11 protein-coding genes are annotated in these 16,572 nt (G+C 45.7%); 4 read left to right on the forward strand and 7 right to left on the reverse strand.

The annotated features are described in order from the left end of the window. Positions 1 to 132: 132 nt before the first annotated feature. From AC5JMP_RS24090 to AC5JMP_RS24100, 3 genes are all read left to right on the forward strand, one after another. Entirely contained in the window at positions 133 to 960 is an 828-nt protein-coding gene (locus tag AC5JMP_RS24090; protein ID WP_495854041.1) for a Crp/Fnr family transcriptional regulator, read from the forward strand. A 146-nt stretch (positions 961 to 1,106) separates the two neighbouring features. After that, positions 1,107 to 3,311, forward strand: a complete 2,205-nt coding sequence (locus tag AC5JMP_RS24095) for a SulP family inorganic anion transporter (RefSeq protein WP_495854042.1) — start codon at positions 1,107 to 1,109, stop codon at positions 3,309 to 3,311. A gap of 76 nt (positions 3,312 to 3,387) precedes the next feature. Further along, on the forward strand, positions 3,388 to 5,610 hold the full coding sequence (locus tag AC5JMP_RS24100) for a SulP family inorganic anion transporter (protein WP_495854043.1): 2,223 nt from the start codon (positions 3,388 to 3,390) through the stop codon (positions 5,608 to 5,610). A gap of 2 nt (positions 5,611 to 5,612) precedes the next feature. Here AC5JMP_RS24100 and AC5JMP_RS24105 read toward each other — a convergent pair whose 3' ends face one another. Further along, entirely contained in the window at positions 5,613 to 6,737 is a 1,125-nt protein-coding gene (locus tag AC5JMP_RS24105; protein ID WP_495854044.1) for a glycosyltransferase family 2 protein, read from the reverse strand. Positions 6,738 to 7,098: 361 nt separating this feature from the next. Here AC5JMP_RS24105 and AC5JMP_RS24110 point away from each other — a divergent pair, with 361 nt between their 5' ends. Then, positions 7,099 to 7,215, forward strand: a complete 117-nt coding sequence (locus AC5JMP_RS24110; protein WP_495854051.1) for a transposase family protein — start codon at positions 7,099 to 7,101, stop codon at positions 7,213 to 7,215. 615 nt (positions 7,216 to 7,830) lie between these two features. Here the strand turns inward: AC5JMP_RS24110 and AC5JMP_RS24115 are convergent. From AC5JMP_RS24115 to AC5JMP_RS24140, 6 genes are all read right to left on the reverse strand, one after another. Continuing rightward, positions 7,831 to 8,148: a hypothetical protein gene (locus AC5JMP_RS24115; RefSeq protein WP_495854045.1), complete on the reverse strand. Its 318-nt coding sequence runs from the start codon at positions 8,146 to 8,148 to the stop codon at positions 7,831 to 7,833. 85 nt (positions 8,149 to 8,233) lie between these two features. Beyond that, the gene (locus tag AC5JMP_RS24120; protein WP_495854046.1) at positions 8,234 to 10,228 is read right to left on the reverse strand and encodes a hypothetical protein; all 1,995 of its coding nucleotides are present in this window, start codon (positions 10,226 to 10,228) and stop codon (positions 8,234 to 8,236) included. A 798-nt stretch (positions 10,229 to 11,026) separates the two neighbouring features. Further along, entirely contained in the window at positions 11,027 to 12,853 is a 1,827-nt protein-coding gene (locus AC5JMP_RS24125; RefSeq protein ID WP_495854047.1) for a helix-turn-helix domain-containing protein, read from the reverse strand. Between the two features lie 611 nt (positions 12,854 to 13,464). Further along, entirely contained in the window at positions 13,465 to 14,679 is a 1,215-nt protein-coding gene (locus AC5JMP_RS24130) for a PDDEXK nuclease domain-containing protein (protein WP_495854048.1), read from the reverse strand. Positions 14,680 to 14,796: 117 nt separating this feature from the next. Further along, a complete protein-coding gene (locus AC5JMP_RS24135; protein WP_495854049.1) occupies positions 14,797 to 15,756 on the reverse strand; it encodes a ParB/RepB/Spo0J family partition protein in 960 nt (319 codons plus the stop codon). Continuing rightward, complete coding sequence (locus AC5JMP_RS24140; RefSeq protein WP_495854050.1) at positions 15,746 to 16,393, reverse strand: AAA family ATPase; 648 nt, start codon at positions 16,391 to 16,393, stop codon at positions 15,746 to 15,748. Before AC5JMP_RS24140 ends, AC5JMP_RS24135 begins: the two co-directional genes overlap by 11 nt. Positions 16,394 to 16,572: the final 179 nt, after the last annotated feature.

The raw sequence follows: 16,572 nt of genomic DNA on the forward strand, positions 1-16,572 counted from the left end.
TCGTTTGGATTGCCATCATTGTCATTAGAGTACAGTGAAGGTTAAGGAGCGCACGTCAAAGTTGCCAAACACGCGCTCTCAGGAGCAGCTTACCCCAGTCATGCGGCGCGATCGGTTCAGCAAAGTCGGCTTTTGCGAACAGAAGGTGACCAGATTTATATTCTGGAGCTGCAAGGCTTCCTGTTCTTTGGCACGGCCAATAAGTTGCTAAATCAAATCCGTCAACGGCTCAGCCATCCTGACTTGTTGCCTCTAAAATTTTTAGTCTTTAGCTTCCGTGCCGTCACCGGACTGGACTCCTCAGCCGTTCTCAGCTTCACCAAGCTTAAGCAAATTGCCCAGCAACAGCAGCTCACTCTGGTGTTCACGCACCTGTCGCCCACAATTCAGCAGCAGCTACAGCAGGGTAGCGTTTTACAGGCCGAAGACGCGCTGTGCCAAGTCTTTCCTGACCTTGATCGCGGCATTGAGTGGTGTGAAGAAAAGATTTTAGAGGATATTCCTCAGCGGCGACGGCGCGCGCTGCCCCTGGCTCTACAGCTCGACAACTTGTTTACAAATACTGCTCATATCTCAGGGTTTATGGATTACCTGGAAGAGCTAGACTTGGAAGCCGGACAGCTTTTGTTTGGTCAAGGAGACTCGGCTGACTTTCTTTACTTGATTGAGGTAGGAGAAGTAACCCTCTCGTCAGCCCTGGAAACAAACCAAACTCGCCGTCTGCAAAGTCTGGGGGCTGGCAACCTGGTGGGTGAAATGGAATTTTATCTTCGCGCTCCTCACCCGACATCAGCCGTTGTTGACCAACCCAGCACGCTCTATCGGCTGTCTCAAGATGCGGCACAGGATATGCGGCAAAAGCATCCTGAAATAGCGGCTACCTTTCAAGAGTTTGTGATTGGTACGCTCAGCGATCGCCTAACTCTCACCTACAGGCAAGTCGGAGAGCTACTTCAGTAGGACGGTCTTTGCTGAATATCTACTGGCATCTCTGGCGACTCAGCTCAATCAGGCAATACAAGAAATCACGATGCTTCTGCAAGAGCGAACTGAAATTATTGAGCGACTCATCGCTTCGCAACCTGAGTAAATGGAGGCAATTTAAAGTGTCTGATAAGCCTAGCATCAGCCTACTGATCAGCCAGTTATTACTTCAATTAGTACCTAGCGCTTTGGTCAGTTTAGTCGTCGGCATAATTGGGGCAATGTTCTCAGTTTCGTTTGTCATGCTGATTTTCACAGGAGATTTGGCTGACTATCTGCCTGCTGGTATTGCGATTGCCCTACTCAGCGGCATGGTTCTCAGAGCGATCATTGGATTCATGAGTTCCTATCCCGGCATGGTTGCCGATATTGATGCCCTACCCTGTGCCATTTTGGGGTTGAGTGCTGCTGCGATCGCTGCCCAAATGCCGCCCTCATCCACGCCAGAAGATTTATTCGTCACGGTGATGGGAACGATCGCCCTCACCTCTTTAGTTACGGGTGCCTTCCTGTTTCTCCTGGGCTTTTTCAAGGTTGGTGAATTGATTCGGTTTATTCCCTACCCAGTAATTGGCGGATTTCTGGCGGGTGCAGGTTGGCTATTGGTGCATGGAGCGATCCAAGTCATGACCAATATTGCTCTCAATTTCTCTAACCTCGCTGACTTGTTTCAGCTCCGACCTTTAAGTCAATGCTTAGTAGGGGTAACCCTTGCAGTCATCTTGCTAATCATTTCGTCTCGTTCCACCCATGCTTTAGCAATTCCTATCACCTTGATAGCGGCGATCGGGCTGTTCTCTCTAGGATTGCTTCTCACCCAGACTTCAATGGACGCAGCCATTGCCCAAGGTTGGTTACTCAAATCGTCAGCTCAGGGAGAATGGCGGTTTTTCAACCTGACAGCCTTGACGCAGATTAATGGAGGAATTGTATTGGCGCAGTGGGGGAACATAGCGACGATCGCCATACTTTCAGCTATCTCTGTTCTGCTCAACTCAACCGGAATTGAATTAACCACAGCCCAAGATATCAACCTCAATCGTGAATTAAAGGCTACCGGGAGCGCCAACTTAATTTTAGGAATGGTGGGCGGCATTGCGGGCTATCCAGTGCTGTCTGACACCATCCTTGCCTACAAGATGGGCGCTAGAAACCGCCTGGCTAGCTTACTTTCAGTCATATTGTATGCGGCAATTCTGATTTGGGGTTTCTCGCTGCTGTCTTTATTTCCTCTGCCGATTATGGGGAGCCTGCTGCTATTTCTGGGGCTATCTTTACTCAAAGAATGGCTATACGATGCCTGGTTCACGCTGCCTAAAGCCGATTATGGCTTAGTCGTGCTGATTTTGGGGGTTATGGTGACGATCGGCTTTTTGCAGGGTGTAGGGTTTGGCTTGGGGGTAGCGATCGTCCTTTTTGTGATCAACTACAGCCAGATTAGTGTCACCAGGCACGTACTTTCTGGAGCTAATCATCCCAGCCATGCGGCAAGATCACTACAGCAATCTCGGCTGCTACGGACAGAAGGCAACCAGATTTATATTCTGGAACTGCAAGGCTTTCTGTTTTTTGGCACTGCTCATAAATTGCTCAATCGCATCCGGCAGCAGTTAGGCAATGTGCCCCCCAAGTTTATCATCCTTAACTTTCGATCGGTCACAGGGCTAGACTCTTCAGCCGTGCTTAGCTTCACCAAGCTGAAGCAAATTGCCCAACAGCATCAGTTCACGCTGGTCTTTACGCATTTATCGACAACTGCTCAGCAACAGCTTCAACAGGACGGTATTTTGTCAGCCAAAGACAATCTCTGTCAGGTGTTCCCTAATCTCGATCGCGGCGTTGAATGGTGCGAGAACCAGATTCTAGAGGCGATTCCTCAGAGGCGACGGCGCGCTTTACCCTTAGCGCTGCAGCTCGATAGCCTGTTTACAAATGCCGATCATGTCTCAGAATTTATCGACTATTTAGAAGAACTAGACCTGGAATCTGGACAGGTTTTGTTCCATCCAGGGGATGCGGCTGATGCAATTTATCTGATTGAATTAGGACAAGTCACGCTCTGGTCAGAATCGGCAGAGGGACAGGTTCTTCAAAGTCTTGGAGCTGGCAATCTCTTGGGTGAAATGGCTTTTTACCTGCGAACTCCTCACTCTACTGCAGCGATCGTCGATCAGCCTAGCACCTTATATCGCCTGTCTTGGGATGCAGCACAGCGAATGCGGCAGGAAAAACCAGCGGTGGCGGTTACCTTTCAAGAGTTCGTGATTCGAGTAGTAAGCGATCGCCTCTCTTCTACGTACAAAGAAATCACGGATTTACTCAGGTGATAGCACAACATCTGAACCGCTAAATGGTAACGTTAAGCTACACAATTTTGACAGGTCGATGCATCCTTCTTCTAAAATGCAACTGCAGGATAAACAGCTCATTAGGCAGCTACGCGAGGAATTTCAGCTAAGGCGACTGTTGCCTAACCTGACGATGGGTTTAGTCGCTACGATTATCGATGCCATCTATGCGATCTCCTTTGCCGCCCTAATTTTTTCAGGCGTGCTGTCTCCTTACGCCTCGACAGGGATTGGATTAGCGCTGCTGTCAGTGGCAATCACTAGCATTGTTATTGCCCTCACGTCTTCTTTGTCTGGCATGTTAACTTCGCTGCAAGAAGCCCCCACCGCGATCGTCGCTTTGACAGCTAGCCAGATTGTCACTCAAATGCCCGCCGCTTCGATCTCCGAAACTCTGTTTACCGTTATGGCAGCGATCGTTTTAATCAACCTGCTAACGGGCATTTTCTGTTTTGTCTTTGGCAGGTTGAAACTCGGCAATTTCCCCCGGTTTATTCCCTATCCCGTTGTGGGCGGCTTTTTGGCAGGGACAGGCTGGCTTCTGACTCAGGGCGCGATCAGCCTCATGACCGATTTTCCCCTAGACATGGCGCATCTGCCGCAGTTGTTTCAGCCCAATCACCTGATTCAATGGCTGCCGGGACTGGGTTTCGCCATCCTGGTTTTGCTGATTCTGCGTCGCTACAGCCATGCTCTGATCATGCCGGGATTGATATTGAGTGCGATTGCCCTCTTCTATCTCATCCTGGCAGTGACGCATACCTCGATCGCCACCGCCCGCACCTCTGGATTGTTTTTAGATCCCTTTCCAGAGGGAGGTCTCTGGCAACCGCTGCCTCTTTCGGGTTTCTTGCAGACTAACTGGCAGGCGATCGGGGCACAAACGGGCCAGATCTTGACGGTTCCCTTGATCACTGTTTTGGCAGTGTTGCTGAAGGCAACGGGCATTGAATTGGCGACGAAACAAGACCTGGATCTGAACTGTGAACTGCAAGCTGCTGGCGCTGCTAATCTTGCTTCTGGACTGGCAGGTGGGCTGATTATCGGGTTTCAATCCTTGAGCCTTTCGACGCTGAGCTACGCCAAGATTGGGATCAAAAGCCGCATGGTGGGTCTGTTCAAGGCACTGCTGTGCATCCTGCTGCTGTTTGCAGGCGGAGCGATTATTTCCTATTTTCCTAAGCCTGTGCTGGGGGGGATGCTGTTATTTCTGGGACTTGATTACTTGGTGGAGTGGCTATACGATGCCTGGTTCAAGCTGCCTAAAATTGATTACCTCATGGTTGTCCTGATCCTGATGGTCATTGGTGCGGTGGGTTTGCTAGAAGGAGTAGCGGTGGGATTGGTCGTAGCGATCGTCCTCTTCGTGATCAACTACAGCCAGGTTAAAGTCACCAAGCATGTTCTCTCCGGCGCAACTTACCCCAGCCATGCAGCTCGCTCTTGGCAACAGCGTCGGTTCTTGCAAACAGAGGGCAACCAAATTTATATCCTGGAGCTGCAAGGCTTTCTCTTCTTTGGCACAGCAAATAAGCTAGTTGAGCAGATTCGCCTCCGCCTGCGCCAGTTACCTTCCGTGAAATCTGTGGTTCTCAGCTTTCAGGCTGTAACTGGATTGGACTCCTCAGCCGTCCTCAGCTTCAGCAAGCTCCAACAAGTGGCTCAACAGCAGCAGTTCGATCTTGTTTTCACCAACGTTTCGCCAACCATCCAGCGACAGTTGCAGCAGGGCAACTGCTTACAAGAACGCTTTTGCCAGCTTTTCCCTGACCTCGATCGCGGCATTGAATGGTGCGAAAACCAGATTTTAGAGGAGATTCCTCAGCGCCGTCGTCGCGCTCTGCCGCTTGCCCTCCAGCTTGACGAGCTATTTCCCAATGCCGATTATATTCCAGTGTTCATGGACTACTTGGAAGAGCTGACTGTAGAAGCAGGACAGGTACTGTTTCAATCAGGAGATGCCGCCCATGCGCTTTATCTGATTGAAACGGGAGAAGTGACGGTTTTGCTGCAACTTGAATCAGGTCAAACGCACCGCATCCAAAGTCTAGGGGCTGGAAATTTGGTGGGTGAAACTGACTTCTTCTCACAGGCTTTGTACCAGACTTCAGCGATCGTCAATCAGCCCAGCGCTCTCTATTGCCTCTCTCAAACCGCCCTGCAACAGCTCCAGCAAGACCATCTCGAAGTGGCTGCAATGTTTCAGCAATTCGTGATTCGATGGGTGAGCGAGCGCCTCTCTTCTACCTACAAAGAAATTACAGACCTGCTGAAATGACGCTACGTTTTTTTAACGGCAGACAGCTTACGCCCGCGCCAAGTCCAGCCCCAGCCCGTTTCAGTTTTAATGATGGAGGCGATCGCTAATACGGCAATGATGGCTCCACCCGCACCTTGCAGCCACCAATATTTCATAGAAGTTCCTAATGCCTGCGACCCCCAATGTCTTACCCAAAACTGAAGCAGAATGGCTAAACTCGTCAGTCCTGTCATAGCCAGATGAAATAAAGTGAGATGTGTGAGAACTTTCCCGATCGCTATCATAAATCCAAGCCAAGGAACCGTGTAGATCATCAGCATGACGGTTGCCAACAGCAGCATTAGCGGCACGCTCCGGTCTGCGCCGACGTATAAAACTTTTGTCCAGCCTTCCCACAAAGTCCGCCAGTTACGGTACATTCGCAATGTCGCAAGGTTTCTTCCTAAAATCTGCTGCATTCTAAATCCATTGTGCTTTAATTTACGGGCAAAAGCGACGTCTTCAGCAACTTCAGCAGCAATGGCTCTGTGACCGCCGATCGTATGATAAGCATCTGCTCGAAACAACAGAAATGGTCCTAACGCATAAGTGGTTTTTGTTCTTGGATCTTTAACGGCTTTGGAATTGAATGTGACTAGTACATTGATGAACATTAAAGGCTGAACTAACCACTCGATCAATGAGCCAGAAACGATCGCGGGAATACAGGTGAGAAAATCAAGCTGCTGATCGATCGCAGTTTGAACCACGGCTGAAACTGCCTTGGGCTTCAGGCGAACATCTGCGTCAATAAACAGTAAAAAGTCACCTCTGGCTTGTTCTGCCCCCTGATGGCAAGCCCAGTTTTTGCCGTTCCAGAGCTGATCTTTGGGGCGAGGCAAACCTGCAATAATTTTAAATCTAGGTTCTGACTCTTGCGCTTGTAAGGTTTGAAGAATCTCTAACGTGCGATCGGTTGATTGATCATCAATCAACCAAACCTCCAGTAGCTCTGGAGAAAGCCTTGTACTGATTAGAACGGATTTAACGCAATCTTCAATATTTTCTTCTTCATTAAAGGCTGGGATAATAACTGAAATGACTGGAAATTCAGACCTAGAGAGATTTTTTTCTTCAGGTATTTGTGCCAAGTCAATTCGAGGCATCTGATTGACCGCTTGATAGACACTTACCAGATATCCTATGAGGGTACAAGTAGATATCAACAAAATTATGGGGAAGATCCAATTCTTATAACTTAAGAGCATCAGCATTATTATCAGGCGAACTCAGGAAAACCTCAATAGACTTGTCCGAAATATAAATAGTGGTAAAAAAAGATGGTAGAACGGGATTTTACCGCTCTACCAAAGATGAAAAATCCACTCGATCATATTCAAAAATATCCTCAACGGACTAAAGGAACCTTGGGAATTAACTACTCCGCCTTCATTTAGCAACGGATGTTGTCGGCGAATTGTACTATCCAGATTTAGCGGGGGCTAAGGACGCAAACCCATTCTGTCGATTGCCGAGCAGGTCTGTCTGTGCATACTTTATCTGAGACATTACCCCACCTTTGAAGTCTTGGAACTCCAGTTTGGAGCCTCGAAGGCAGGGGGTCACTTCAGCGATCGCACTTAGATACATAAGTGAGAGAGCACTACATGGTTATTTTGGACTGATCTGTATCTCCAGGAATGAGGCAGCTACTCTCTCCTCACAAGGATATTATCAAAATTGCTATAAGGAAAAATCCTATCAATTCGGGAAGCTGTGGTATTTCTTCCATAACCGATCGCAGGTCATTATGAGCGCTAGTGGGTCATTTGACGTGTAGATAGCCATTCTTAAAATAGCTGGCTAAGGTGGTAATTTTGGCTTTAGTGATCTAGTAATGGCTATTTTCTAGGCAAACGACCCACTAGAGTTTGAACCAAACGATCTTCTTTGAAGAATGTTAACTAGCAATTGATGGAGCAAATCAACGCTTGATTATTTTAATGCTCTCTAAAATTTCAGGCAGGTTTGAGTTGGACGATCCTTGCTGGAGATGTTGGCTGCAGAACAAATTTAGGACAATCCTTGCTGGAGATGTTGGCTGCAGAACAAATTTAGGACACTACAGTCGAGATCCCCGATAGGAACAGCATCAATCAAAAGTTTTAGGGTACATTTAACGGCATATCTTTGCGAAAAACCTCATTTAAGTTCATTAAATGTACCCTAACTAGAATTTATCTCTCACCCTAAATCTCCTTACTCTTTTACCTTGCCCAGGTAAACACTTTTATGGGTCCTGCCATACCAGTATCGTAAGTAGCGATAAGGACCATAGCCATTAATTATCTTGTCCTCAAAGCTGCCACTGCCACCGCGAATGCCACGACGATTCAGTGCCTCTTCCTTGCGTTGTTCTCGCTCTACCTCCGTTAAATGAGCCTCTGCTTCAGCGTCATTATAAGCTTGCAGTATTGCAATCAACTCAGCCCGATCTTCAGTTGACAGCTGTAGCGCTTGAGCAGCGATCGATTGCAGGTTGGAAGAAAGACTAGGAGTATTAGCGCGTCGAGGCATAATTAGCTTAGGAAAAACTTAGGGTTTACTTAAAATCCTTTCAGCTGCAATAAAAGATAAAAACGAGGTTGTAATGTACCCTAATTCATGGTTGATTCTCCTGTTCTAACTGCTCTAACCACTCCAGCCACTGCAACAGTTCCAAGTCATCCAACAGAGACTGTCTTGATTTACCCAATCGCACCATCATTCGCTTTCGCATCTGTTCTGGTGTCCACTGCAATCGTCGTACCTGCACTGCAATCGCCACCAAGATATCTGAAAGGTCATGCGCGAAAGTATGCTCCGAATGAGGCTTCTCTTCAGTTCTATGGGAGGGAGATGTGAAAAACACATCTAGGTTAAGAACTCCTAAATTCACCTGATCCCAAGCCAAAGCTTCCGCTATCAGAATCGGGTCACCTGAAGTTAGATACTGCTGCATTCGCTCAACGTGGTTAGTGTGCTGCGCTTCAGCACGAAGACGATCAACTGCCTGCTGAGCGCTTTTTGAGGCTTCCTGAGTCACTTCCAACCAGCATTGAGAATCAAAGAGCAACGGTTGAATGTAGGGCGCGACTGTTGCTCTTTGAGAGGAGTGTAGTTGCTTTCTTTTATGTTTGTCTAAAGGGGGAGTAGCGGAATGAGATGAATCTAAATCTCTGGAACCCTCATCAGCGCGAGTATTATCCCCTTTAGTCTGAGAATCAAGGGGATAGAGATAGCTCAAAGCTGCATCAGTACTAGGGTTATCTCCTGTTGTATGTAATAAGCTTGTAGGACTGATGTTATTTGATGTGCCCTCAGCACAATCAAATAACACAGCATTTGAGATCGGGGGGTCTGGGGGGTTTTCCACAAGATACTGGGGATGCCATAGGTCACGATGACGATATAGCGATCTCCCACTGATATGAAAGCTGGTCAATGCATGAAATCTAGCTGTCGCACCACTGGGTAAGCCATTGATTTCTAACATCTGAGCGATTGCACTTCTAATTCGCTCTCGTGCTGCTTGAGACTGCTGCTGATTCCAGCTAGGCAGTTCAGCAATTGTAGATTCTAGGGCAGTGACTTCTTCTTTCGTTTTGTATTTACCTTTTGAGTCACCATAGTGAAAGTAGTGGCTGTTTTGGATGCAATGTGCCCATTCTTCTGCTCGTTCTTCAATTTCATGCTGGTGATTACACCACTCGCTATAGCCAGGTAGTGCTTTGGCAGTGCTAACAATTTCCTTAACAAGCTCTTCTCCCTCTAAGGGGTTGCTGCCTGAGAATAAGTGTTGAAAAATATAGGCTCGCATGGTAATGCGACCCAGCAGACGATTTGTTTGTCCTGCTCCTGTCCAACCCGTTTCAATCTCGGCGTTTAGGTCATTGATAAACTTATCTGCTTTACCAGAAATGCGATAGTGCTTGCGCTTGGCTTGTTTGAGTATCTGTTTAATAGTTTTGGCATCAACATTATTATTTTTCTGAGCCAGATACCACTGGGTGACAAAAGTTTTCTGGTCGCCCCAAATAGGCTGAAAATCTTCGTTAAGTAGATAAGAGCCTGCTTGTATGGGCAAGCGATGGGCATTGAAAAGGCTAGGAGTACCTTCGACAAGGTAAGGTTTGGAGTTAGGGAAAACCTCTAGTTGTCCAGGTTTGAGGATAAATCCTGAATTTTCCAGCAGGGTACTAACAATAGTTGCCAGTTCCCAAGAGCTTTGGACTGTAGCTAGAGGGAAGTAAAGATGCAGACCGCCACTGTAAGAGCTAGTACAGGTGATGTGGGTAACAATACCAATGGCTTCAAGTGCTGTTAGGATACGACCGATTGCCAGCTGATCTTGCTGCGGATGGTAGAGGCTACCGATGTCTATATCGAGTAAACAGTACTGTGTCTGCGCTCCAAAGCGAACACCGAACAAGTGAGAACCTTGGCGGAGGACGCGATCGGATAAGGGATGACGACTCTCAGTCTGCCACTGAGGATGTTGACCAAGTTCTGAGTGTGACGCGTAAATATAGTCAAACCGATGTGGAAAGAGAGCAAGGAATTCGTCATCCCACTCTTGAACGTATTGCAATTGTTTCAAGCCAGCAAAAACTACCACGCTGCTCTCCCTAAGCCTAGTTCTGAAAGGAAAGCAGCACAGAATTTTTTGGAAAGAGAATTTGTAATGAGCAGCATCCTTGGCTCCTGTAGGGCGGAGCCGGAAGAACTCTAGCTAGCTGAATTTAGTAACTCAGGTTAACTTTTAGTGACCTTAGCCGAATCAATTAGAGCAAATTCATAAACTTGAACGCATTTGTGATGCCCAAGTTTATGGGTTTGCCCAGACCTAGCTGCCTTTGCTAGGATGTAGCAAAGTAAAGTAATGCTGCGATTGAGTAGTTTCATTGCAAGAAACTACTTCTCTTAAAGCAGACATTAACTAACTAGGGAGTCGGGGGGAAACTTTGGCGAGTTGAGATCCCGGCTCTCTGTCACTTTAAAGATATAGATCAACAGAACTATTAATGCCTTCCTCCAATAATTAGGAAATTAGATATTGACTGAGGCTACCCAGAATATCTTGCAAGAATTATGACAAAGTTCATTTTTTCCCGCTTGAGGCTTGATCAGTCTTGATCAGACTGATCAAGATGTCATAAAGTCCTGAAACCCTTGTATAGAGCACTCTGATAAAAAAATTCATGGGAGCATACGGGTCAGTTTATGGGAGCATACGGAGATTCTATGGGAGCATTTGGAGCAATCTGTCATAACCCCTAAATCCTTGCTAGATCGGCGTTTGAGCTTGATTTGAGAAGGAGATTTAGATTATGACAAGGGATTTATGACAAGCAAACCCTAAAAATTGACGCTATCAAAAGCCTGAAATTTTTACGCAACGCTGTTTCTGGGCTGGCTAAATATTCAAAGTGCGCCGGAGCATAGGTTCTAGCTCACTGCTGATCGGGCGATCGCCTGATTCAATCTTGGCAATTAGGCTTTGGTGAATCCCTAAAGTTCCAGCCAACTTAGCCTGTGTCCAACTTTTTAACTTACGAGCCTCTTTAACTTGTACACCAGTCAATTCTCCACCTTGCAAAGGTTTCAGCTTCTTTTGCTGTTGTTTTTTAGTAGCAGTTAAAGAAGCCATGCGTTCAGGAATCGGGTCGGGGGGTATAATGACTAGCTTCTGCTCTAGCCATTGATTAATCCAGCCTCTCGGTTTTTTGACCTTGCTATCTGGCTCTAACCATTCTGGATAGGGCTTAACATAAAAAATGGGTTCCTCTTCAGCAACTGGCGCAACAGCTTCATGAGGGTGCCACCCTAAGCCTGCTAGCAGCTTTAAGGCATGGTGCCAACGGTTGAAGAGCGATCGAGCCTTCTCACTATTCTGGCGAGCGTCCTGTATGGCAGCCTCAGGCATAGCTGCTTCTAACAAGGTCTTAACTCGATATTCATGAGGGCTACGGTCTCTAGCACGAATGCGGACATCTAACGTCAAGTGAATTGCCAGCCTTAGCGTCAACTCGTCGTGATAGGGGTCTAGTTTAAGAATATTCAGCGCCAGATAGCCAAACTGATAAAGTGCTTCTTTGGCTTTGCTACCTGCTTGATTAAGAAAATGAGCTGTCCACAATCCTGGTCTGACAGTGATGTAAATCTCATCTGGTTTATCAATCCTGCCAGTTGTCCAATCAAATTGCCCATGTGGATCAACTAAAACTTCCCACATTCTGCCCACCGGCGTACTTGCATCCACTTGAATTTTGCCGCGCCCTTCTACCCACACTGCTTTAACCAGCAAGCAGGACAAAGCATAGGCAATACTAGCAACCTCATTCCGCTTTTCTGACAAAGTAGAGCTATGATTTTTGTCCCAACCTAACTCGTCAATAATATCTGTTGCCTTGAGAGTAAAGGCGCTTTCCCAAGGTCTGGATTGCCGCATTGCGTGTGCTGCTAGGATAAATTGCAGCTTAACTGTGTTGAATCCAAATTTATTGATGATTTGCTCAGCAGCTTCCCAGGGAAGTGTCTCGATGTCTCCAGGGCTTGTAATATAGTGTTCTAAGTAGTTGTTGAGGTTATTCTTAGAGCGGTAGCGAAAATGAGCAACGCCGCTGTCGTCGGGCTTCCATAGCTCAGTTTGTAGCTGAGCTGAAATACTGCTGACTATAGGTAAACCAGTTGGGATAGCAACGATTGCGTCCATGTTAGCCAGTTTAACTTCGGATGCTGGAACTGTTTTCTTATTGCCGCTTGGTACAATCCCTAGTAATGTTTCTAAGCCAAGTATTGGGTAGTTAGGCAGGTCTAAATCCTGGATAATGCGTCGGGTAATGCTTTGAGAATAAAATTCTTCAAGAAATGTAATTTTGTCTTGGACTAGTTTAGATTCTCGCTCTAGCAAATAGCGATACAGAGCCTGATTAAATGTCTCCTGATTAAATGCTGCAAAAGCAGATTCACCCAGATCTGCTTTCATCTCTTCTATAGCCCAGAAGATAAGATTAGACCATATTTCCTTAGCACCCTTTTCCCAAAAATTATTCTTCTCAAATAATTCCTTAATAAAATCTTGAATACGGTTTAGTAGAACTTCTGAGTCTAAGTTAGTTTTTAGCTGAGTAACACTATCTTCGTGACTCGCTGTAATTTCAAAATAGGGAAGATTTTTCTCAACTGGTTTTTTCCCTGATTTATGCCCCTGCTCTACAAGCTTCTGTCGGTAAGAAACCACCAAATGCTGGGCAACTTGGGTGGTGACCCGATTCAGCAGTCTTGATTCATGCTGTAGATAGTGTGCAGTAGCAGCAATATGTTGGGGGTTGAGATTATCTCTCGCCTCTTGAATAAAAGGATGGCTATCCTCGATTCCCTTAAAGATTTGGCTTCTATGCTCGCTTACAGGACTCAGATAGTTGGAGAATTGTGACACTGTTCCCGATGATTCACTCTGTTGAGGAAAGGCATACTCCATGATGCCATCCCAAAAGTTGGCGCGATCGATTCCTTGTTTGATAAGGGATTTTGCTTTGTGATCTGCCTTGAGTTTGTATTGAGAATCGTCTGTGCTCATAACTGCTTCTCCAACTATCGATCTCTATCTCTCAAAACAGTGACTTCGAAGATATTACTACTAACCTTATCAAACAAAACTGTCGCTGGTTTAAAGATGAAGCTGCGTGAAACCGATCGTTAGACAGATAACTCACAGTAGAGATCGAGAGAATGTGCTTAGTAGGAAAGGGAGTCCAAAAATAATTAGGGTACACTTAAACCCTCAAATCTTAACTTTTACTCATTTATATGTACCCTAAGTAGAAAAAGAAGGACTAGCTAAAAATTAAATCATCTTTGGTTTTTTAAGCGTTCTTGCTCTTCACGTAGCCACTGCCTAAGTCTCTCCTCTGAGGGAAGCACGACAAGATAGCGTGAAACGAATAACTGGGAATCCATGCCTGCCGTTGCATAGTGAACTTCTTCTGCATCCTTATCAGAGCAAAGGATAATTCCGACTGGGGGATTTTCATCAGGTAGTGCAACTTCTCGCTTAAGGTAGTTGAGATATAAATTCATTTGTCCTGCATAGGCAGCTTCAAAAGCACCCAACTTCAGATCAATCCCAACCAAGCAGCGCAATCGACGATGGTAAAACAGGAGATCTAAAAAATAGTGTTTGTTCGCAACTGTAATTCTAAACTGCCGCTCAATAAAGCAAAAATCCCGACCTAGCTCATGAATAAAATCTTGTAAATGATTGATAAGTGCCTGTTCCAACTCAGACTCTGAATAGGTAACTCTTCCCTCTAAACCCAGGAATTCCAGCACATAGGGGTCGCGTAGAATCATAGAGGGACTATCGACTAAACGCCCCTCTTGAGCAAGAACCATTACTGCATCTTGATCGCGAGACAGTCCTATCCGTTCGTAGAGTAAGCTATTTATTTGTCGCTTAAGCTCTCGATTTGACCATCCACTTTTGAGGCATTCTAATTCATAGAACGTTCGCTTGAGAGGATCTTCGAGCCGACAAAGCTCCATCAAATTAGACCAGATCATGGTACGAAAAAGCTTAAGGTAGTAACTTTCATCTTTCCAGCCAAAAGGATCTGTCTCTGGAATACGAGCTTCTAATGATGGGAATTGTACTTTTATGCCTGTAGAAGAAGCTTCTTCAGCATTCTGCTCAGGTTTCAAAAAGATTTCAGAAAAGCTAGACACTGTCTGGCTTTTTCCAGTTGCTGTATCTGTAAGAAGCTCAAATAGGACAGACAGCGTCTGGCTTTTTGCCAAGACTGGATAAGTGAAAGCAAATTTGCGAAAGCTGATTAAATTGCTGCGAGAAAGACCTTGATGCCCTTTTTTTGTTAGGTCTGTTGCGAGACTCCTGACTAATTTATCACCATAATTTGCTCGATCTTCACCGTGTTGCTCATACTCAATGATATAAGCACCGATCAGCCAATTTCTAATGGTTAACGCCTGATTTACCGATCGTGCAACTATGGCTTGAGTTGAAGCACTGACATGACTAATGTCGCTGAGCAAACTGCTATATTCCACGTTATGCTCTCCAACTGCTTAACTGAATTAAAAATCAAACTGCCAGCTATACCTTTTAAAAACTGTCGCTAGCCAAGACCTTAATTAGACCTACTATTCTCAAAACTGCGAACAGCCCTACTTTTCCATTAAAGATTCTATTTGAGCCAGCAGCTTTTCCACCTGCCTCTGTTTTTTAGGGTCATCCCAAACTTTGGCTTTTCTGAACCTCTGTAAAACATCTTCAATCTTTTGCTTCAAAGGCAGACTCTCTGTCTCTAGACGCAGTGGCTGCTGAAGCGTTTTAACTCTCTGTTTAATCTCGCTCAAGGACAGCCCTTCAGAGATAGCATGCTCAAGTAAGGTCTGTTGGTACTGCTCATTCTTAACTTTAGCTATTTCCATAGCTTTGGTATATTCAATTTTCCCTTCTCTGAGAGCATCCAAAATCTCTGGAGGCTTCTTCAAAAGCGGTAGACGACTAGAAACAAAAGATTTCCAGGATAGCCGTCCTAGAAACTTAAAAACCATTTCGACTTTCTGACCTTCTGGGCTAACCAAAACGTTTTGGTTAACCATCCCTTTGGAAGCGTTATTCATCTGGTAGAGCAAGCTAATGACTTGCTCCACTGAGTAATCTAATTCCATTGCCAATGCTTCTAGAGTCCCCTCTGTCTCTTCAAGAGGGCTTAAATCCTGGCGTTGCATATTTTCGACAAGCGATGCCATCAAGGCTTGCTTATCATCTAATGGAAAGACTCTAATAGGAACATCAGGCAAACCTAAAAATTCAGCTGCTCGATAACGACGTTCGCCAGCAATTAATTCATACTCGCCAGAGCCTCCCCCCGGCAGAGGACGTACCCATAGGGGCGATCGAATACCATTTGCTTTAATTTCAGTGCTTGCCCACTCTTCTATTTTTGCTTGATCGAAGTAGCGCCGTTTTTGCAATGTGGTTCGATGAATCGCTGACAAAATCGCCCGTTGCTCCAAACCTTCTGTCTCAATCTTTTGCACAACCCTTTCGCCGAATACAAAATTAGATAACTCGGAGTCAGCTTGAATTGCATCTTTTAAGCTACGTCTACTTGTCATTAAAAAACTTTAACGCCTCATTGAACAGTGACTCATAATTAGCAGCAGCGTCTTTAGCAGGTTTGCCGCGCATGTGAAATACCGTGCTTCCCTGACCTGGTGCATCTTTAATACACTGACGATCGTAGACTACTGTTTCTAGTAGAGGGACTAAGCTATCTCCTAAAGCATCTTGAGCTTCCCGTAGCAATACTGAACCTTTACTTACTGCATTGAGAAAAATAGCTGCCTTAGGAGACCCCTTGCGCAGCTCTTTAGCATGACGAATGAATTGGAGAATTTTTCCTGTACTCCGTAAGTCAATAATGGATTCGCGAGATGGAACTAGTACCAAGTCGCACCGAGCCAGAATCGCCTTGGTCACTTCGGACAGAGATCCAGGACCATCTACGACGACAACATCGTACTCCTTTGCCAGTTTTGGCAAGGACTCAAATAAGGTTTCCGGGTCACTAATAATCTTATAAGGCAAACCAAGCTCCTGTAGCCAAGCGGAACTGCTCTGCTGCCCATCTGCATCCACTAAAACAACTGATGCACCTTTTTGAGAGAACCAATCTGCTGCATGAGCCGACCCAGTAGATTTTCCTGCTCCACCTTTTTGATTTGCAAAAGCAAGAACTTTAGGTGACTTCATAAAATCCTCTTAACGCTCTCTTGGAGCTAATCTAACCAATGAAAAAGATTTTAGCGCGATTTAAGCATCTGAAACTGATTAATAAATCAATTGCTCCCAGGTTACAGTTACGTCATTTGAGAATGGATATAGCGCTACGCACATACGTTAGGACACTCTTTAAAGGCAGCATCAACGCA

Source organism: Drouetiella sp. (assembly GCF_059504425.1).